This window comes from Psychrobacillus sp. AK 1817, assembly GCF_008807035.1.
Lineage (GTDB): Bacteria > Bacillota > Bacilli > Bacillales_A > Planococcaceae > Psychrobacillus > Psychrobacillus faecigallinarum.
Genome location: NZ_CP031739.1, coordinates 291807 through 312184, shown reverse-complemented (window position 1 = coordinate 312184; position 20378 = coordinate 291807). Strand labels below are relative to the sequence as shown.

Here is a 20378-nt window from a genome sequence, read left to right as displayed (position 1 = left end):
TATAAGCTCATTTCATTATGTTATCAAACTTAAACGAAAGAGGTAAAATATGATATTTGTCTTTATGGGTATACTTTTATTTATTAGTCTTGTCAGTGGAGGAACCATTGCTCTTTTAGCATATGAAATGTTCCATCAGAAGTTTAATAGAGCATTAGGGTTATTGTGTGGATTATTATTGGTCGGTCTATTAGTTTTTGAGATTATTCCAGAATCCCTTGAATCCTATGAAAAGCTAAGTTTGCTTCTAGGATTTATCATTGGTTATTTCTTTTATAGCCTAACGGTTCTTCACTCACATAACGAAAAGAAGCATGTGAGCTCTATGACTCCATTGATTTTCGGACTATTTTTACATACAATTCCTTTAAGCCTAACTCTTGGTTCGTTGCTTAACAATCAAATGTTTCCAATCGCGATTACTACTTCTACCATCTTACACCATATTCCAGAGGGCTTTGCACTCACTAGTCTTTTCTTACTTCGTAAAAAGAAACTAATGTCTTTATTAGTTTGTTTCCTCTCCCTATCCGTCTGTTCTATATTCTTCATGTGGATCGGAAAGGACATTTTCATAGCTCCGAGAATACAAGGGGTATTGATAGGAATTTCTATTTGTTTAATTGGTCTAACAAGTTGGAAAGAATTTATTTTCCCATCAAACAAATAATATTATTAACTATTCAGTATAGTTAAAATAATATTAAAATATAAAAGATTAGGAGGTTCGAAAATGAAGAATGATACGGAGATAGTTCAAATAAAAAAGACTTACATGTAGAATCTTCTATATACATTGTATGGAATGCATGGATGAATAATAATATTGTATCTCAATGGTTCGCTCCAACTGCCATTATAGAGCCTTGTATAGGTGGGAAATATGAACTTTATTTTATACCTGGAAATCTCAAGCAAATGAATACAAAGGGATGCAAAATAATCGATCTAGTTGAAAGGCAAAAACTAATGTTTACGTGGAAGGCTCCCGATTCATTTGCTGAAATCATGAATGTGGAAGACAACCTGACTATTATTGAAATTACATTAGAAGAAAATGAAACAAATTTAACAAAGATAAATCTTATTCATAGCGGATTTTCTAAAACAGAAGATTGGAATGAGGCTTTATATTGGCATGATAACGCTTGGACAAGTGTTCTAAGCAGTTTAAAATCAGAGCTTGAAAAAGGAAACGGTATCTTTGCTGCGAACCACTCGAGGAAAAGAATTGAGTATAAAGAGACATTTAAACTACTATTTTGCCAAGTATAACAACATACGTATATAAAATTATCAGGATTTGGATGACAGTGTACAATGCTAAGTAACTGTAGTTAATGACCATCATCTTCAGGAACGGTACTAAACACAAGACTATTATCATTCCTGACGGTTATGTAATTTTCAAGCTGATGTACCCATCCATCCTCTCCTCTAACCCCTCTCCCTGCTAAGATAAAGCTATCCGGATTAATGGTCTTTACAGAAAACTCCAATCTATATACATCTTCAGAAGAATCAGTTGTATAACTTAGCTCCAAATTATCCAGAGTAAATTCATTTATAATTTCATCACTTTTCAAAATTTCTTTTGCCGTTTCTGTAATTCTTTCTCTTAATTCATCTTCTTCTGATCCACCTCTTAAAAAGAAAAACCAAAAAGGAACAGTAATAATTACGAAAAAACATAGCATCAATAAAGTTAATTTTAACATTACTATTTTTTGATAGGGAGTGGTTGAGATTAACTTCATGGGCATGCTTCTCCTTTCCTTGCTAATGGTCTTCCGATGGATTGGAACTAAAAACTAATGTCTCACTATCCTTGACTGTCACATAATTGACACGTTCGTGTATCCAACCATTCTCCCCCTTTACCCCTCCTCCAGTTAGTATGAAATTCGCTGGGTCTATCGGTTTAATGGAGAATGTAAGTATATACACCTCTTCTGATTCATTGTTTCTATGACTTTGTTTAATATTATCAATCGTGAAATCCGTTATATTAGGATCTTTCTCTAATATGGATATAGCAGCTAATTTGATGCTCTCCGATAAATCGACAGAACTCTGAGTGTCTTCTTTTTTCATCAACCAAACAATGCTTAAAACAATAACAAAAACAAGGACTATTAAAAAAATACCATATCCTCTTTTAGAGGACGGTGTTCTAGAAATCAGTTTCATCTATTTACACATCCTTCTGAAGAATAATTACCACGCTACTTATATATACGATTAATGTCGATAAAACATTCGCTACGCTAATACTCGGGATTTCATAAATAACAAAAACCTCCCTAAGAAAAGGGAGGTATAAAAGTTCTATAGTATATTAAAGTTGTTAGCTATGATTATATGAATATAGAAAAAGTTAATGATTATCCCTAGAAATTCTATCTGTTTTTTGTTTGTTTGAAATGGGCTACTCTTCCGCTCCACCTTCAATAATCGCTAACCTTACTTTACCGTTTGCCTTTTGAAGCAATATTGCAGCTTCCTGTGCATTTGTCTTGGTTAATATCATAATAATAGCTTGTTTAACATTATATTCGGTTTCTTCTAATGCTAGCTCGGCTTCTTCATATGTAAAACCTGTGGCCTCACAAACAATTTTTTTTGCCCTTTCTTGAAGCTTATGATTACTCGCACGTACATCCACCATGAGGTTTTTGTATACTTTCCCGAGCCTTATCATAGCTACAGTAGAAATCATATTTAGCACCATTTTATGTGCTGTCGCTGCCTTTAGTCTAGTTGAGCCTGTCAAAATCTCGGGACCTGTATCGACTTCGATTGCAACATCTGCATACGTGCTAATCAAAGATTCGGTATTACTAGTTAAACTAATTGTTTTTGCACCAATTGATTGGGCATAAGAAAGTCCACCTGCTACATATGGAGTTCTCCCACTAGCTGCGATCCCAATAACAACATCATTAGAACTAAATTTCCTATACATTAAGTCTGCTATTCCTAAATCAAAGTTATCCTCTGCCCCCTCTACTGCAACCATGACTGCATCTAAACCTCCAGCTAATACAGCCTGAACCATATTTGGATCAGTACTAAACGTTGGAGGGCATTCAACCGCGTCTAGCAAGCCTAATCGGCCACTAGTTCCAGCTCCCATATAAAATAGTCTTCCTTGGGCAGTGAGCTTTTCATATACTATCTCTATCGCACTTTCTATTTTTGGTAAGATCCTTGTTATTGCATTCGCTACTTTTTGATCCTCTTCATTCATTATGTGAAGAATTTCAGTGACAGACATCATGTCTAATTCCGTTGTTTTAGGGTTATGTCGCTCTGTTGATAATTTATCCAATTGAATCATTAATGTCAAACCTTCCATTGATTTACATTTATTCAACCAATATATTTATTTGCATTTCTGGAGTTTGTACAAACACTCACTAATCAAATTACTTCACTGCTCCCGCCGTTAATCCTTCCATAAACTGCTTAGATGCTATTAAGAATAGAACCATCATTGGTAAGGATGCTAGAGTCAGACCAGCAAACAATGAGCCCCAATCAGCAGAATGCTCACCAAAAAGAGAGAGCATACCAACAGGAATTGTCATCTTTGCTTTCTCCGTTATAAAAATAAGCGGGAAGAAGAAGTCATTCCAAGAAGCGATGAAGTTAATAATGACAACAGTTCCTAATGCAGGTCTCATGAGAGGAAGAAGGACATGCCATAGAGTGCGTAGGTTGCCTGCCCCATCAATTCTAGCAGCCTCCTCTAACTCCAAAGGCAAAGTCCTGAAAAAGCCAGTTAATATAAGCATCGTAATAGGGGTACCGGTTGCTATATTCATAAAGATTAAGGACCACAAGGAGTTAATTAGACCAAGATCACGCATTAATATAAATAATGGTACAATTCCTAGTTTTATTGGTATCATCATTCCCAATAAAAATAAAAAGAAAATTGCATTGTTCCAGCTAAAATTGAAACGGGCGATATAAAAAGCAGCTAATGAACAAAAAATCACCACTAGTACTACAGAGGTGACACTTACAATAACACTGTTTATAAAATACTGATCAAAAGGTATTTTACTTAAGAGTGTTCTATAAGTATCTAAGCTGAAGCTCGTAGGTAGTCCTAAAGGATTCTTAAATATTTCTGCACTCGATTTGAAGGAGGAAAGAAACATTAAAAAGATTGGATACAAACTTATCGTGGCAACAGCAAACATAATTACATAATAGATTGGCCTAATCCAAATTGAATTTTTCTCCATACTTTTTCACCCTCTTACATTTGGACTTCTTTTTTATTCATAAACTTCAAGAAAATCATTGTACATATTAATATGAAGAAAAACAAAACAGTCGCAAGGGCTGAACCTAGACCAATTGCAGTAGAACTAGAAGCTGTAGAACTACCAAAGGCTAACCGATAAAAGAAAACAGCCAGTGTATCTGTTGAATAATACGGCTCACCCATCGAGCCCTGCATAGCATATATCAGCTCAAATGCCTCAAATGATTGGATAAAAGTTAAGACCGTCATGATTAAGATAGATGGAATCATCAATGGAATGAATATTTTCCTTAACATCGTAAAGCCTTTTGCTCCATCTAGCTTGGCAGCTTCAATCAATTCCCCTGGGATATTTTGAAAACCAGCTAAAAATATGAGAACTCCAAAACCTAAACCAAACCAACAGTTTACTAAAATAATAGAGATTAAAGCAGTTTCTTGTTCACCTAGCCAAGCTCTTTGCAGATTTTCTAATCCAAGCTTTCCCAATATAAGATTTAAAGTTCCGAAATTTGGGTTTAATATTAACTTCCATAAGAAACCTACAACGATTACAGATAGCAACCGTGGTAAGAAAAAGGCAACCTTAAAAAATTCTGCTCCCTTTACTTTTTTGTAGATGATAAAAGCTAATAAAAACGCTAATCCATTCATTACAACCATTTGAATACAAAAGTAAAGTACATTATGTGAAAAAGCGTTCCAGAACATAGAACCATAAGGCTCCGTAGTAAATAGAGTGACAAAATTGTCTAAGCCAACAAAAGCATCTCTAGAGAACCCCTTAAAGGAGAAAAAGCTGTATGATAATGCAGCCAGTATAGGATAAAGTACAAACATCCCATAAATGATTAATATAGGGATAGGAAAAAGGTGTATAGTCCACCCTTTTCCCTTCTTTGATCGTTTTATTGGAGCTGTTTTTTCTGACATTTATCACAGCCTCCTTTTTATTATTGGAAAGGTGTAAACCAAGATTCAGCACTTTTCTGTACCTTATCCGCTACTTCCTCAGGTGTTACTTGACCTAAATACATCCCTTGAAGTTCAGTTTCTAAAACAGTTTTTGTCGTTGGATCTCCACCGGCAAAATTGATAACCCAGTAATATGGCGTCGATTTGGATTCCACCTCTTTACTTAACTCACTAAGAAGTTCATTTTCAGAGCTAATTCCAGGAATCGCGCTAATCATATTAAATTCTTTAACAAATAGCTCTCCAAATTCCTTAGTTGTTAGAAATTGTAGGAACTCCTTAGCAGCATCTTTGTTTTTAGAATTAGCATTAATAGCAAATGAACCATCTACCCACGAAGTTACTGTTTGATTTCCTTCTTTAGAAGGCATTGCAAAATAACCGTAATCCAAATCTCCGTTTAAATCGTTTATGACAGGTATTTCCCAACTACCAAGCGGAAACATTGCTGCTTGTTCCATTGCAAACAATGTACGAATATCGTCCATACCTAAGCCCTCAGAGTTTGCTGGGAAATATTTCTTCAAATCATTCATCGCTTTGATTGACTCTACAAATGAAGGGTCAGCAAAATTTGTTTCTCCTTTTACAAGTTTATCTGCAAACGAATTACCATCCATAACTCCTGCACCTAAGATTCCATGTGTTAATGATAGTAACCAGCCTTCTTTAGTACCCATAGCAATTGGGGTTACTCCTGCTTTTAAAAGTTTTTCATTGACCGCTATGAATTCATCCCAAGTAGTTGGAACTTCAATTCCTTGTTCAGCAAATATTTTTTTGTTATAGAAAAATTGAGTAGAGCTAATGTTTAATGGCACACCATATTGCTCTCCGTCTGCTCCTCGAGAGGCTGCCAAGAATTCCTCCGAGTATTGATTTAACCCTTCTAAGCCAGTAATCGGCTCAACGAATCCAGCATCCACTAGCTTTAAACCAGCACCATATGGACGCAAGTGAAAAATATCCGGACCTTCTCCAGCTTGTAAAGCAGTATTTAAAACTGTATTATATTCCGTATTTTTAGTGGGACTGAATTCTACTTTTATTTCTGGATGCGTTTCGTTAAAAAGAGCAATTACTTTTTCATACTTAGAAACATCTTCAGTTCTCCAACTGCCAATGGTCAAATTTATTGTTTCCTTTTCTGCTGATGTAGTTATCTTATCTCCACCATTTTCAGAGCCTGTTGATGAAGAATCATTATCTTTGTCATCTGCGCAAGCAGCCATGACAAAAGTTAATAACATGATTGTAAGGACTAAGAGTCCATTTTTAATCCATTGTTTCATTTTTATACGCCCCTTTTTTGATATACATGTCGTAAACGCTTTTATGAATTGCCTGCCTAAATTCCTTCTTTGGCGCATCCCTCCCGTAATGGATAGCATTAGTTAGTAATACTACAAACAGTTCCTCCTTTGGATCCATCCATACCGAGGTTCCAGTAAAACCTGTATGCCCGAACGAACCTCTGGACCAACTGCTATTAATGGTTACTTCTGTATCTATACCATTCCATACTTCAAATCCTAAGCCTCTGTGCTTAAAAGTGTTTTGATGGCAATTTTGTAACCAAACAGGATCAAACACAGAATGCTCTGAAATATTCAACCAAAACTGTGCATAGTGGACGAGGTCGTCTAGACATGAAAATAATCCAGCACTACCAGAAACTCCATTTAACAAAAATGCTTTTTCATCATGGACCACACCTTGAATAAAGCAATCATTTATCTTTTCAGTAGTTGCTATTAGATTTCTTATCTCTCCCTTAGGATTAAATATTGTTTGATGCATTCCCATTGGTGTTAAAACTTCCTTTGCTACGAATGTATCGAAAACTTCTCCAGAAACCTCCTCAATAATTTTCCCTAACAAAATCATCCCTAAATCACTATAAACAACTTCTTTTTCTGGCTTAAAAAGTGGAACAACTGTTAGTATCTCTTCTAAAATTTTTCTATTTTCATCCCTTTGAACAGGTGGAGATAAATCTGCTGGTAGTCCACTATTATGATATAGAAGGTGTTCAATATTAATATCTGAATAACGAAATTGGGAAATATATTTTTGAACAGGATCCTTTAAAGATAATTGTTTTCTTTCTAATAACACTAGGAATGCAGGAAGCGTTGCAACCACCTTGGTCAATGAAGCGATGTCAAAGAGAGTACTAAAAGTAACAGGTTGTCTTTCGTTATTTCTTGTGATAAAAGAACCGAAGCTATCCCTATAGAGAATTTTTTTATGACGCTGAACATGGATAACTCCACCTGGGATTTTTTCTTCCTCAATATACTTCTGTATAATTTCCCTTAGCATAAAACCTCCCCCTTATCACATAATTTTCAGATAATTCACATTTATAGTATATAAAATAAAATTATAAGAAACAATGAAAATTTTAAAATATTATTTTAATCAATTTATTTATACTTATTTTTTATAACAATAAAGAGATAGCTATGAGATCTAATGATTTTCTGATTCAATCATCCAGTTGGAGAGTCTTCTTTTCTGAAACACATATACCGAAAAACCTCACACTTTCAAAGGTGTGAGGTTTTCTTAGAAGGATATAGAACAAAAACATTTTAAAATTATTTAAACAACTATAGCTAGTTTTCTCCGAAACAAACCTGCATATAACAAACCGATTCCTATCATTAATATTATTCCTATGTATACAGACATCATAGTTGGTACTAAATAAGCCCCTATTATGATTGTTGAACGAGCAATTAGCTCTGCTCCGCTAAAAGAGAAATTGGAAAACGCCGAGTACGATCCTCTTTTATCCGCTGGAATCATATTTGCTTGCTCTGCATTTCTAACAGGAGAATAGATTAATTCACCGACCGTAGCTATAAAGTTAAAGAGTAGAAGTATATACCATGTGTTAGCAGATGTAATGGTGATGTATCCTACGCTATAGAAAGCTAAACCTATAAGCAGAACATGCCTGTTGCTGAAACGATCAGTAATTTTATTTATAAAAAATGTTAAACAAACAACTAAAAGCATGTTTTCAATATTTAGCAGACTTAACATTCGAACTCCTACAAGCTCGAACTCTCCTATATTAACCACCTTAAAAGTCTCCGCTAACCGAACTCCTATATAACTGTTTAATGAAAATTCAGCAGCAAAAATAAACATGGAACCTACAACTACCTGAACAAATGGTTTATCCTTAAAAGCAATTTTATAATTATGTATTAAATCAACAAAAACATTCTGATGCTGCTTTTCCAAAAGCTTATTATGTCCGTTAATTAACCAGATTTTATATGCTATCGGCAGGCATAAAGAAGTGAATGATAATAACATAAACAATTCAACCTGGTGGTTTAAATATAGTAATCCCCCTAATGCTGCCCCAATAGCCATAGACAAATTAGTTAACCAATAATCTAACGCATATACCTCTTTACGATTGTCAGGAGTAGTTGAATCAATGACTAATGCATGCATAGCAGGCCTTCCTAAGCTGCTTGTAATAATATATATAGTATATGCAGCTGCAAACAGCCAAATGATATTCGATTTTGGCAACAAGCTAACTGTCATACAAACAAACATACATCCACTTAAAAATGAAGTGATTACTAATAAACCCTTCCTTGGTAGACGGTCTGAAATGTATCCTCCAATAAGACTGATAAGAAAACTAACTCCTACTGTGCCTATTAAAAATAAACCGGCCCATACTTTGCTCATCTCTTGTGCAAAGAACAATGCCATAAAAGGCATGACAGCAGATGAAACAGCTCTGTTAAAAAAAGATGTAATTAATCGAACTTTAATATTTTGTGGGTAGTTTTTCCATTTCATATTGTACACCTCCTTTGTATTTAGTATATTAAACTAGACTTTTGAATTTAAAAATGGACATTTTTTTATAAGTTGTCCACTTAATGAGGTGTTTTACATGGATCGTTCATTGCTAACCCTTTGGAACACTGTCCCTTCAGGTAAGATTAAGCAAGAAGAGATTGCAAATATAATAGGTTTCAGCACTAAGCAAACAAAGAGGTATATACAGAAGTGGTGCTCTGAGGGCTGGATGAAGTTCATCTCTGGAAAAGGTAGAGGAAATTCTTCACAATTAATGTGGTTAAAGGATGTCGAAGCTTGCTTTGAGGAGCAAGTCATGCTTATTTTAGAAATTGAAAGCGCAGAAATAAGTAGTAAATACTTAATGTATGATTGGTCAACAGAGTGTCGACAAAGATTGATGAAAAAGTTTCAAAACAAACTTGGCTTTGTACAGCAAATGGACGATAAGCTCATTGTTCCAAGAAAAAACCCGTTTCTTACACTTCATCCGTTAAAATCTGCTGACGCACATAGTGCCAATATGGTCGCTACGATTTATAATCGTCTAGTTTCTGTGGATGAAAGCGGCATAGTTTCTCCAGAACTTTGTCACAGTTGGGATATTACAGACACCAAACTTCGACTTTACCTAAAGAAAGATATCTCCTTTCACGACGGCTCTATTCTCACCGCAGAAGATGTCGTATTATGTCTTCGCAAACTAAAAAACAATATACAATTTTCGGTATTATGTAAGCCAATTGAAAAAATAGAAGCTGTTGCTCCATTAATAGTAGATATCTCTTATCCAACAGGTTGTAGTTACTGCCTACAGCTTTTAGGAAGTATGAATGCAAGTATTTATAAGGAGCATTTGGATTTTATTTATGGTACGGGATGTTACTATGTAGAAGAAAATAATCCAACAATCACTACATTAGTAGTCTTTAAAGATTACTATGGGGAAAGGCCTCTTTTAGATAAAATTGAATTTGTTCAAGTGCCAGTAGATTTTGAGAACGTTTATCGCACATCATCTGCTCAACAAACTTATTTTCCAATTAAAAGTGACTCTGGCTTTGGAATTGTATTGATGAATCCACATTTAGATATTGAAATACGGCATTATCTTCATTACATAATTTCCAAATACCGAAATGAAATAAATACTGCCGATGAGAGGCTATTACCCAATGAAGAAGGTTGCTTAATTGGAATAAGTAAAAAATATCGTTTAAATAGTATACCTCGCCCTGAGTTTAAGAGACCTATAATACTGAAATTAATAGATTATACAAACAAACCTACTCTTTGGTTAAAAGGCATTCTTACAAAGAATGGTGTTCCTGTAGAGATTAAAACAGTTTCCTTTGAGGACAATCTTATGAATAGGGACTCAAATAATGAAGTAGATTTATACATACATGGGGAAATATTTGAAATGAATCAAAATTTTTCTTTTTTTCATTTTCTTCTTAATGGATATTCTCCTATAGCCAATGTCTTACGAAAACAAGATAAATATCAATGTGTATTAAGAAAGTACGCTAATACCCCTTTTGTAGAATGGACTTCCTTGCACAAAAAAATTGATCGGATGTTAATAGAGGATTCTTTAGCATGTCCTTTATATTATTCAAAAAGACAAATTCCTTTTTCTTCTGATTTAATGAACATAAATATAAAGCATTTCGGGTATGTTGATTTTTCAAAGCTATGGGTCAAGCCAGACATAGAATTTAAATCATGATATGTGCTCATAAAATTGTCCATGGTGAAGATGCTTGCTATTAATTGATGAATTTGAAAAAGATCCCCAGTTGGAGATGGCAGGCTACCTATTATGATATGAAACGTCCAATAGATGAGTAACACGCATGAAAGTCATGGGAATTTGTTTCACCACCTTCTAAAATGAGAAAGTACCTTGAGACTTGGTAGTCTCAAGGTACTTTGTAGACGTTCGGAGTATAATCCATTCAAATTAATGTCGTTTCATCAATCTAATTGCTTGTATGGAGAGACGTACAAGCAATACTGCGCATAGAAATAATCCAACAAAAGCAGCAGTATTTAAATATACAGCATATGCAGTTTCTATAAACTGAGCAATTGCTAGTAATGAAACAGAAATTATTCCAAAAGTAATCCCGACAAACAATAGAATAAATCGAGAAAAGAGGTGAGTTACAAATTGAGCATTATTCTTATCTGAAAAAATATCATGATGTAAAATAATTTTTCCACTTTCCACTTTTTGGACGAGCTTATCAACTCGTCTTGGTATTTTTCGCAATGCTGGTAGCAATAAAGCAAACTCTTCTTCTATTCTTTCCTTTGTAACTTTTGGTTCCTTAAATGGCTTTTTTAACAGAGAAGTCAAATAATCCGACGAATATTCTTTTGCTTCTGCAAAAATATCAAATTTAGGTTGGATTAGCTTAAGCGTGCCCTCTAAAGTTATGATTGAACGCATAGCAATTCCTACGGAAGGGTAAAACGATAAGCCAAATTCTCTAACTAACTTAAAGAACGCTTGAATTAGCTCATCCGTTGGTATTCGTTCTACGTATGAAATTCGAAGAAGGATTTGAGACAAAGCCTGTTCCATTTTTACTCTATCAATGTGATCATGATCTTCTACAAGCAATGTTACTGCATCATAGAGCATATTAGCGTCATTATGCTGAATACCCATTAAAAAAATCTTCATTCCTTCTTGCTGAGGCTCTGCCAGTCTTCCTACTGCGCCAAAATCTAACAAAATCGGGAGTCCATCTGTTTTATCAATGAAGATATTTCCCGGATGTGGATCAGCGTGAAAAATTCCAGAATAAAGCATTTGATCGAAAAATGAGTAGAGTACCGTTTGAGCAAACTCCTCCCGATCTATATTTAGTGTTTGAAACAAAGTGTCGCCATTTGCTACACTCTGCCCGTAAGCATGCTCAAAAATAATGATGTTTTTATTGCTCAAATCGGTGTAAACATAAGGTATTTTCACCTCATATTTACTGTTTTTTAGGGCATTTTTGACTTGAACTGCATTCCGTTTTTCTATTTCAAAATTGACTTCTTCTTTAAGGTTATCTGCAAATCCTAGTGCTAGCTCACATAGGCCCAATCTTTCTGCCCAAGAGGATTTGTCTGTTAACCAACGAACAAACTCTAATAAAATATTTAAATCATCCCTAATCATTGACTTGACATCGGGACGTAATAATTTGACAACAACCTGTTGATTGTTTTCTTTCAGTACCGCTTTATGTACTTGACCAATTGAAGCGGAAGCCAAAGGAATCATATCAAAATATGAAAATATATCTTCCATACTACATGGCAACGATTTATCTAAAATCTTTTTTACTTCTGATTCATGTAATGGCTCCACATTTTGCTGAAGCTTTTCCAGCTCTCTTATAAATACAGGAGAAAACAAGTCTTTACGAGTTGAAAGTACCTGACCAAACTTTATGAAAATACCTCCGGCTTGCTCTAGTGTATCGCGAAAGGCGATTGCCATTTCATAATCGTTATCTCTATGCTTGGTATATTTCAAAGCTCTAGAAATCCCATTCTTAGCAGCTATTTGAATTACTTGTCGCATTCTTTTTTGACCTCTCCATTGACTTCTTAGCCTTAAAAGAAAAGGTCTTTGTCGCATAGTACTTGATTTTCGTTCCCCATTATCCATCGGTCCAAATAATTCAAAGAATAAGTACAATAGCATAGAAATCAAAAGCATACTACCTATCCATATTATAGTGCTGACGTCCATAAATGAATAAACGAAATCCTCGGAAAGAAAGTCAATATTCCTTAAATAAGCATACCAGTAAACAAAAAAGGTAAACACAATGCTAATAAAAACAGAAAGGATTCTTTTCATAAAATTGATTTGGGAACCCATCAGCTTTCCACTTACATAGTAAATAAATAAAGATATTAAAATTATTTGTACAATTAACTTTACATATATCAAAAAAGTATCCCCCTATCTTTTTTATCTCAGTTCAATATATATACATTCCCCTCTTCTACTTATTATTAATCTCTTTCACAAGCACTTTTTAGTACGTTTAAGTATTTCAATTTTTTGAAAACAATATAATTTTTTGTTAACTAAATCATATTTCCTTTTAAATTCATTAAGACTTTTAGATTATTTATTTTATTGAAAGTTTTATAGATAAATTCATGGGTAAAATTTAAAAATTGTCTATAAATTTCTAAAGGAGGATTCTATATATGTCTTTAACAAAAAAGAATTGAGCTTTCATGCGGTACCGGACAATCCAGATCCAGTATTAGCAAAACACCTACAAGAAATTATTGGTGGTCAATTTGGAGAGATGAGTGTTGCGATGCAGTATCTTTTCCAATGCTGGAATACAAGAGGAAACGAAAAATATAAAGACTTACTGATGGATACAGGAACAGTAGAACTTGGTCACATTGAAATGATAGCTACAATGGTGGCAAGACTTTTAGAAGGCGCACCAGTCACAGAACAGGAAAATGGCGCAGTTAACCCAGTAAAAGGTGCAATTATGGGAGGTTATGAGTCCAAAGGATGTATTAGTAGAGGGTATGAATCCTCAGCACGCAATCGTCTCGGGCTTAGGTGCTATGCCTGTGAACTCAGTTGGAGTGCCATGGAATGCTGGTTATATTGTAGCAAGTGGTAACTTATTAGCAGATATGCGACATAACGTGATGGCTGATTCAGAAGGGCGTTTACAAGTAGCTCGTCTTTATAGCATGACAGATGATAAAGGAGTTAGAGATATGCTGTCCTTCCTTTTAGCTCTAGATACAATGCACCAAAATCAAGGGCTAGCAGCTATAAAAGACTTAGAAGCAACAGAAGGTGGAGTTATTTGTCCCACAACTATTCCACCTGAGTGGGAAGCAACCGAATTTTCTCATACTCTATATAATCATTCGGAAGGAGAAGACAGTGCCGAATTGCCTTGGTTAAAGGGCAATGCTCCTGATGGACACCCTTTCTCCTAAGACCAAGGTAAAGCATTCGGTGAAAAACCAGTTCTTAGTCCTGCCCCTCCCTCATTGCACAATACTTTGCCTGCGGAAGATATGAAGTAAACTAAATTATACTGCAAACAAACGCAAGCCCGGTATAGTTTGTTTACAGTAATTTTTAATTAGCTATTTTTTAATTGATGTGCCTCTTCAATTCCGAATTGAAAATTTTGAGTTAGTAAATCATTTACTTCTCTAGCTATTAACTCTTTAAATTCGACTAGCTGTTGACTTTGAAAGTTTGATTCGGATATTTTTCCTGTATATATGTTAATAGCTTGGAATACTAACGTTTTATGCTCTTCTGGTAAACTGTTGGCTCCCCATTGACCAGCCTCCAATTTAGAGCATATTGTACTCTCCTTTAAATAACGATAAACTCTTAACATATTTAATATGGAATAAACAGGATCTATCTCTAAATCATTTAAACAATCCTTATAGTCTTGTAAAATTGCTGATGTATAGTGAATAGTGGGTACAGTTGGAAACACTGCTTTTATGGGTTCACCTCTAAGGCATATTCCTTTATAAGTAACAATGGTTATATGTGCAGCTAAATCAGCATCTACTTTTTCTCCTAATAACCATTTTTCACTACATTCTTCGTATCTTTCCCTCCAATATTCACTAAAATGATAATCATAGGATGGAGGATAGTCCCAGTTTTCTAGCTGGCTTCTATTCATAAAACTAATTTCAATTGGATAAGGATTATTTGAAATCTTTAAAAATAACTCAGTCAACGATAATTTCTCTTGGAATGACAATGCTTTTTTGGTTACCACCAAAATATCTATGTCACTCCTTGATGGATTAAAACCACCTATTGCCAGAGAGCCATGTAAGTAATAACCAACATTATTTTCGTCAACTATTTTCTGTATTTGGCCAATCACCTGTATTATAAATGCTTTAATATTTTCTGAAGCATTAGCCCAAATCATTTTTACTTCCCCCTTTCATTGGCATATATATTTCTGGTTGGAGTCCTTCTGCCTCTATGACCATTGCTGTTAAATAAGTATCAGTTGTGGTTTCATGCCCCTCCCCCTTTTCCCAGAACACTGCATCGCCAGCTCGTATTTCAACCTTCGTTTGATTCGTACCAGATACCCTACCCTCTCCATTAACAATCAGTAGTAGCTGAGGAACAACTGCTTCATGATATCCAATGACTCCTTTTTCCTCCAAATGCATACAGCCTATTACCGTTTCACTTTCTATTTTAGCGATCCGTGACATGATAAAATTCGAATTAAAGTGGTGAATCTTATGTCCAACCTGTTGATCAAAACGAAAAATTTTCATTAGACAACCCTCCATAGCCTATTTAAATTCGACTATAAAAGCAGATATTCCTTCTATTTTTTAATATAGAAGCTATGATAAAGGTAAAGGTGGATTTAAAAATGCTATAAATAATGAGCTGGAAATGTACCTCCATGCTCATTACATTTTGCACCCATCAAATTAATACAAGTCTCTTAAGATTATTTAAAATTACTTGGAATTTTAACGAGAACATAATTTTTAGTCCACATTTGAGTGGTGGCAATTAATCTTTTTTCGTCTTTTTCAAAGAACAGGCCAGCACCATCTTTCCCCTTAAATTCCCATCCGGTTGAACCTATCATTTGTATTAGATTTTCATCCGCAATCGAAATACCTTGATTCTCACTACTTGTGATATACCAAATAGAATTGGCTTCTACGGCAATTTCAGCTATCTTACTATCCGATTCTTTTAGTAGTTCAATCGCTTGTTTTGCAGATAAATCATCTATCGGAAGAGAAGGATAATATAATTTATTTATAAATACGAACACTGCAATAACGGCTATAAATAAACCTAAAATAATTCTAACTTTTACCAATTAATTACCTCCCAATTAATGAAGTCTACTATAGAATCCTACGTACCCTTAGATTTGCTTACCTGCTCCTTTAGATTAATAAGAAAAAAGGTTTACTCCTTCTTGAATTAAAGCACCCGTATATTTTTTAAGAACAGCTACTCTAATTCCACAATCTCACCCAATTGCAGAACGATTAATTTCATTTAATCCTCCCTTTCCCTCTAACCTGATATTCTTTTTGATTGCTAATTTGAATTAACTCATAAGCATAATCATAATCTTTATCTTTTCTAAAAGATCTCGCACTTATCATATACTCTTCATCCACTTTAATAAGGTTGTAAACCATTGCATCCTCAATAAAAATTTTATAACGTCGGTTATCTTTTTCATCAGAATTGTTGTACCCAATAATCCACATTTCCGTATATTCTCTTGGTTTTGTGTAATTGTGTTTACTTTCAACTTTAAAAAGAACCTTACCAATACTTTTGTTCTTTTCGGAATTGGAACTAGAAAAAAAGAAGAAGTACGACATTACAATTATCATAATAGCAATAATTCCAATCAAAACTTTCTTATTAGTAAACACTTTCAATTCCCTCCTAGAGTTAATCAACATCCTTCAACTAACCTTCTTGTGCTAACCTGCGACATTAGTTCAATATGAAAAAAGGCTTAACTCCTTCTTGAAGTAAAGCACGCGTTAATGCAATAAGAGTTACTGCTTTTTATTTGCATGTTCTCTTGCAAATGTAGAAGGTGAAAACGTAATTTTATATTTTCCTACAAGTTCTTTTTGTACTTTTTCAGTTAATATCAAGCCTTCTTTATTATGTGTTTCTTCAAGTTCTACGCCACTAGGAAAAATGCCATCATTTTTCCAATCAATCCATTTACCATATTTCAAGATCCACTCCATTAATTCAGCCTTCAACTTGATTGAAATTGGAACATATTCTATGTCAAAGTTACAATAACATTTTTTACACCAAATAGCGTCGGCACCTATATCTGCTTCAACTTTTAAATCATAAGTTTCATTACATTTACATAAATCTATCATACTGGTCTTCTCCCTTTATTAAAGTATTCGAGTAGAAGAGAACCTCTCTACCTTGCGGTAGATTGTGTTCTTCCCCCCTCACAGAACCGTGCTTGCGCTATTTACGCACACGGCTCCTCCAAATCATCTTTCACAAGATATAGCTAATCTCTTTTCTTAATTCGTATATATTCACCTTAATTCTTGGTGACGGTAACGGATATTTTTGAAGAAAGAGATTGAATTTATCCCAAGTAAAGGATTTTCTTTGACTTCTTCTGTTGAGCCATTTAAACAGTAGATATTGGATTTTGTCTTTAAATTGGTGAACACTTGGAGTGTTATCCGTGATGCAATAGTAGTTGTAATAACCTACAAGCGAGCGTTTAAATCTATCCATTATCATATGAATATCATTATTTCGGTTCTTCTTTATCCATTCCTTCGATTCCTTTAGTTTACCTTGTAGCTTTTTCCTGCTTGATTTCCGTTTCACACGAAAGTATCCAGATTAATTTTGGTTTTATCCTCCGCTATTTCTAAGTTAAACTTCTGTAATCTCAACTTTAATGATTGAAAGAATTCCTGAGCTTCGCTCTTATATTGGAAGCAACACACAAAATCATCGGCATATCTAACTATGTATGCATGTCCTTCACACTGTTTTCTGACTTCCTTCTCAAACCACAGGTCCAGGACATAATGAAGGTATAGATTGGCGAGTACCGGAGATATGACCCCACCTTGCGGTGTGCCTTTATCTGTCTTGTATTTCTTTCCTTCCTCCATGTATCCACCTTTAAGAAACCTACCAATTATTCTTAGTAAGTTAGGGTCAGTAATTCGCAGTTTTAAGAACTCCATCATCCATATGTGGTCAACGTTGTCAAAGAACCCTTTAATATCTACATCTACTATATAATTTACTGATTTCTTTTCAATATAATGATTTAATATTTTCAAAGCATCGTGGCAGTTACGATTTGGGCGGAACCCAAAAGAGCAGTCTAGAAAATCAATTTCATAGATGGCATTTAGTATTTTGGTAATGCCTTTCTGTACAATCTTATCTTCATGTTCCGGTAACCCCAATGGTCTTTTCTTGTTGGAGTTAAGCTTAGGAATATACATTCTCCTTACGGGAACAGGATGATAGCTTTTACTTTTAAGCCTACTTACTAAGTCCTCTATATTTTCCTCTAGTCTTTCACTGTATTGCTCTTTAGTTGTGCCATTAATCCCAGTTGCCTTCTTATTAGGTAATTCAAGATGACATTGAACTAGAGATTGCTTATTTAGTAAATGTACAATAGATGTAAATTTCATTCGGGATCAGATTTTGCTAATTCTGCTATCCTTAATAGTTTTGTTTCCATTTAGTATTCCTACCTCCGAGTGTAGTAAATGTGTCCCTAGTAAGGGTGATAACTTGGTAGCAGCCTTTCCTCCATCGGCATTACCCAACTTCATTGGTACTACGCTGCTATCCGACTCCCTACAACGGCATTTGGTTTCCTTGCTTATTATCACTTGTACACCATACTCTTCTATAAGAAGAGACCGGTAGGGTCTCCCGAGTTGCCAAGAACCCAGAAAGTAGGGTTCTTTTAATACGTCTCTATTTTAAGTCTTTTATTTTTACCAATTCTTCTTCTATTCCACTCATTATTTTAAGCACCGCATGAACGAATGATTTCGAACGCTACTTTTTTGCTGTTCCTGTGGTTTAGTTTAAATGAAACCCTTCTCAATACATAGATATTTTACCATAAACATCCAACAAAAAAATCACCTCTCAGTTAAACTAGAGAGGTGATTTTAACGTTCTTTTATAAATATCAGTAACCTACTTTAATGTTAAGTTACTAACTATATAATTCCCCCACTTAGAACGCTTTTCGCTGGTAAATGATATTGGTAAGTCCCCAAGAGATAGCATAGACTACCATGATGCCAAGTGTCGCTCCTGTATATAAAGACGAGACAGTTAAATTAACAATGAAATCAGTTATTGCGGTTAATTGTTCAGTTAAAAACGTGACAATAGCCGGACCTATAGCTGCCAAAAGGATAAAGCAAATGAGTACAACCGGAAAAATATAGCCTGGTTTAAATATATAAAATAATGGAAAGGTAAATGCGGCAAATAATAAGAATAAGCCACAGCCAATCGCAATGTCAGTCATAGTAAAAGGTTTATTGAAAGCCAATAATGTTAGACTAGTCACCCCGATTGCTAAAATCATGTAAATAATAGCACCAAGATAGCGTGAAGCGATAATTTCCGTACGTGTATATGGTAAGGAATTTAATAATATGTTTGTCTCTGCTTTTTCATCGTAAGCATATGTGTTAAAGGGAATAAAAATACTGGAAACGAGAAAAGTAAAAGCTGGGTCTTTGCCCATAATAATAAAGAATAAGATAAAAGGAATAAAGAGTAATAGCTGCCTTTTCTGCAGAATGACGTCACGTCTGATTAAATTAAACATGGTGTATTCCTCCTTTCAAGTGATACATGATATCTTCCAGAGAGGCACGATCAATGGCAACTGAGTTTCCAAAGATATTTTTCACTGCTTTAGTATTGTCCGTTAATGCTTCAAATCCTGTTGATGCACGATGAACATGAATAAATGCCTTTTCAGTATCTCTATCCAGAAGATCCAATCTTCCTTTAACAATGGCATAGTTTTCAGCAACGTCGTGAATGGACTGATTAAATACTAATTCGCCACTCTGCATAAAAGCTATATAATCTGCGATACGATCTAAATCTGTTGTAATATGCGTTGAGAAGAAAATGGTACGATTTCCATCAATCATTAATTCTTGTAAAAGATCCAACAGTTCTCGTCTAAAAATGGGGTCTAAGCCTGCTGTTGGCTCGTCCATAATGATCAGCTCTGCATGATGTGATAGTGCTATCGCCAATGACGCCTTCATTTGCATCCCTTTCGAGAAAGTTTTTATTGCTTTATTAAGTGGTAATTCGAATTTTTCAATATATTGATAAAATACTGTATCATCCCAGTGTTTGTATGCTGGTGCTACAATCCGTTTTATATCTTTCATGTTTAGCCCTTCAAAAAATACATTGCCATCATACACGAATCCAATGCGCTCCTTAATCGCCTTCTCATGTTTCTTGTAATCCAACCCGAAAAGCTTAATTTCCCCAACATCTGGTCTTAAGAGATTCATCATCATTTTTATCGATGTCGATTTACCAGCACCATTTGCTCCAATGAATCCCGTTACAAAGCCTTGCTTCACTTGCAAATCAATATTTTTTACGGAAAAATCTTTAAACCTTTTCGTTACATTTGTAAATTCAACCACATTCTCCATTCCA

The 20378-nt window shown here is 34.6% G+C and carries 19 protein-coding genes and 2 pseudogenes; 4 read left to right on the top strand and 17 right to left on the bottom strand.

Annotated elements, in window-relative coordinates; translation table 11 throughout:
• Window positions 1–49 precede the first annotated feature (49 nt).
• A complete protein-coding gene (locus tag D0S48_RS01585; protein ID WP_144536136.1) occupies window positions 50–670 on the top strand; it encodes a ZIP family metal transporter in 621 nt (206 codons plus the stop codon).
• Between the two features lie 143 nt (window positions 671–813).
• Window positions 814–1275: an SRPBCC family protein gene (locus D0S48_RS01580; RefSeq protein WP_225321665.1), complete on the top strand. Its 462-nt coding sequence runs from the start codon at window positions 814–816 to the stop codon at window positions 1273–1275.
• A 62-nt stretch (window positions 1276–1337) separates the two neighbouring features.
• Here the strand turns inward: D0S48_RS01580 and D0S48_RS01575 are convergent, their stop codons facing one another.
• The 8 genes from D0S48_RS01575 to D0S48_RS01540 form a co-directional block, all read right to left on the bottom strand.
• A complete protein-coding gene (locus D0S48_RS01575) occupies window positions 1338–1757 on the bottom strand; it encodes a hypothetical protein (protein ID WP_151109613.1) in 420 nt (139 codons plus the stop codon).
• A 22-nt stretch (window positions 1758–1779) separates the two neighbouring features.
• A complete protein-coding gene (locus tag D0S48_RS01570) occupies window positions 1780–2190 on the bottom strand; it encodes a hypothetical protein (RefSeq protein WP_144536130.1) in 411 nt (136 codons plus the stop codon).
• A gap of 238 nt (window positions 2191–2428) precedes the next feature.
• A complete protein-coding gene (gene murQ, locus D0S48_RS01565) occupies window positions 2429–3340 on the bottom strand; it encodes an N-acetylmuramic acid 6-phosphate etherase (RefSeq protein ID WP_151109610.1) in 912 nt (303 codons plus the stop codon).
• Between the two features lie 88 nt (window positions 3341–3428).
• On the bottom strand, window positions 3429–4256 hold the full coding sequence (locus tag D0S48_RS01560) for a carbohydrate ABC transporter permease (RefSeq protein ID WP_144536128.1): 828 nt from the start codon (window positions 4254–4256) through the stop codon (window positions 3429–3431).
• A 14-nt stretch (window positions 4257–4270) separates the two neighbouring features.
• Window positions 4271–5212 carry a carbohydrate ABC transporter permease gene (locus tag D0S48_RS01555; RefSeq protein ID WP_144536126.1) on the bottom strand — a complete coding sequence of 314 codons (942 nt, stop codon included), beginning with the start codon at window positions 5210–5212 and terminating at the stop codon, window positions 4271–4273.
• A 20-nt stretch (window positions 5213–5232) separates the two neighbouring features.
• Window positions 5233–6546 carry an ABC transporter substrate-binding protein gene (locus D0S48_RS01550; protein ID WP_151109608.1) on the bottom strand — a complete coding sequence of 438 codons (1314 nt, stop codon included), beginning with the start codon at window positions 6544–6546 and terminating at the stop codon, window positions 5233–5235.
• Entirely contained in the window at window positions 6530–7579 is a 1050-nt protein-coding gene (locus D0S48_RS01545) for a serine hydrolase domain-containing protein (protein WP_151109606.1), read from the bottom strand. The genes D0S48_RS01550 and D0S48_RS01545 overlap by 17 nt, the downstream gene beginning before the upstream one ends.
• A 282-nt stretch (window positions 7580–7861) precedes the next feature.
• Entirely contained in the window at window positions 7862–9091 is a 1230-nt protein-coding gene (locus tag D0S48_RS01540) for an MDR family MFS transporter (RefSeq protein ID WP_151109604.1), read from the bottom strand.
• Window positions 9092–9188: 97 nt separating this feature from the next.
• Between D0S48_RS01540 and D0S48_RS01535 the strand changes: the two genes are divergently transcribed.
• On the top strand, window positions 9189–10826 hold the full coding sequence (locus D0S48_RS01535) for an ABC transporter substrate-binding protein (protein WP_151109602.1): 1638 nt from the start codon (window positions 9189–9191) through the stop codon (window positions 10824–10826).
• Between the two features lie 234 nt (window positions 10827–11060).
• Here the strand turns inward: D0S48_RS01535 and D0S48_RS01530 are convergent, their stop codons facing one another.
• Window positions 11061–13058 carry an ABC1 kinase family protein gene (locus D0S48_RS01530; RefSeq protein WP_151109600.1) on the bottom strand — a complete coding sequence of 666 codons (1998 nt, stop codon included), beginning with the start codon at window positions 13056–13058 and terminating at the stop codon, window positions 11061–11063.
• A 262-nt stretch (window positions 13059–13320) separates the two neighbouring features.
• On the opposite strand from D0S48_RS01530, the pseudogene D0S48_RS01525 reads away from it, so the two are divergent.
• Window positions 13321–14182, top strand: a pseudogene (locus tag D0S48_RS01525) (manganese catalase family protein).
• 59 nt (window positions 14183–14241) lie between these two features.
• Here D0S48_RS01525 and D0S48_RS01520 read toward each other — a convergent pair.
• From D0S48_RS01520 to D0S48_RS01485, 8 genes and pseudogenes are all read right to left on the bottom strand, one after another.
• Window positions 14242–15066, bottom strand: coding sequence for an aminoglycoside adenylyltransferase domain-containing protein (locus tag D0S48_RS01520; RefSeq protein ID WP_151109598.1), 825 nt, complete (start codon window positions 15064–15066; stop codon window positions 14242–14244).
• A complete protein-coding gene (locus D0S48_RS01515; protein WP_151109596.1) occupies window positions 15053–15430 on the bottom strand; it encodes a cupin in 378 nt (125 codons plus the stop codon). The genes D0S48_RS01520 and D0S48_RS01515 overlap by 14 nt, the downstream gene beginning before the upstream one ends.
• A 182-nt stretch (window positions 15431–15612) precedes the next feature.
• Complete coding sequence (locus D0S48_RS01510; RefSeq protein WP_151109594.1) at window positions 15613–15996, bottom strand: hypothetical protein; 384 nt, start codon at window positions 15994–15996, stop codon at window positions 15613–15615.
• 181 nt (window positions 15997–16177) lie between these two features.
• The gene (locus D0S48_RS01505) at window positions 16178–16570 is read right to left on the bottom strand and encodes a hypothetical protein (protein ID WP_151109592.1); all 393 of its coding nucleotides are present in this window, start codon (window positions 16568–16570) and stop codon (window positions 16178–16180) included.
• A gap of 129 nt (window positions 16571–16699) precedes the next feature.
• The gene (locus D0S48_RS01500; RefSeq protein WP_151109590.1) at window positions 16700–17044 is read right to left on the bottom strand and encodes a hypothetical protein; all 345 of its coding nucleotides are present in this window, start codon (window positions 17042–17044) and stop codon (window positions 16700–16702) included.
• A gap of 130 nt (window positions 17045–17174) precedes the next feature.
• Window positions 17175–18399, bottom strand: a pseudogene (gene ltrA, locus D0S48_RS01495) (group II intron reverse transcriptase/maturase).
• Window positions 18400–18909: 510 nt separating this feature from the next.
• A complete protein-coding gene (locus D0S48_RS01490; protein ID WP_151109588.1) occupies window positions 18910–19515 on the bottom strand; it encodes an ABC-2 transporter permease in 606 nt (201 codons plus the stop codon).
• Window positions 19508–20374, bottom strand: coding sequence for an ABC transporter ATP-binding protein (locus D0S48_RS01485; RefSeq protein ID WP_151109586.1), 867 nt, complete (start codon window positions 20372–20374; stop codon window positions 19508–19510). Before D0S48_RS01485 ends, D0S48_RS01490 begins: the two co-directional genes overlap by 8 nt.
• Window positions 20375–20378: the final 4 nt, after the last annotated feature.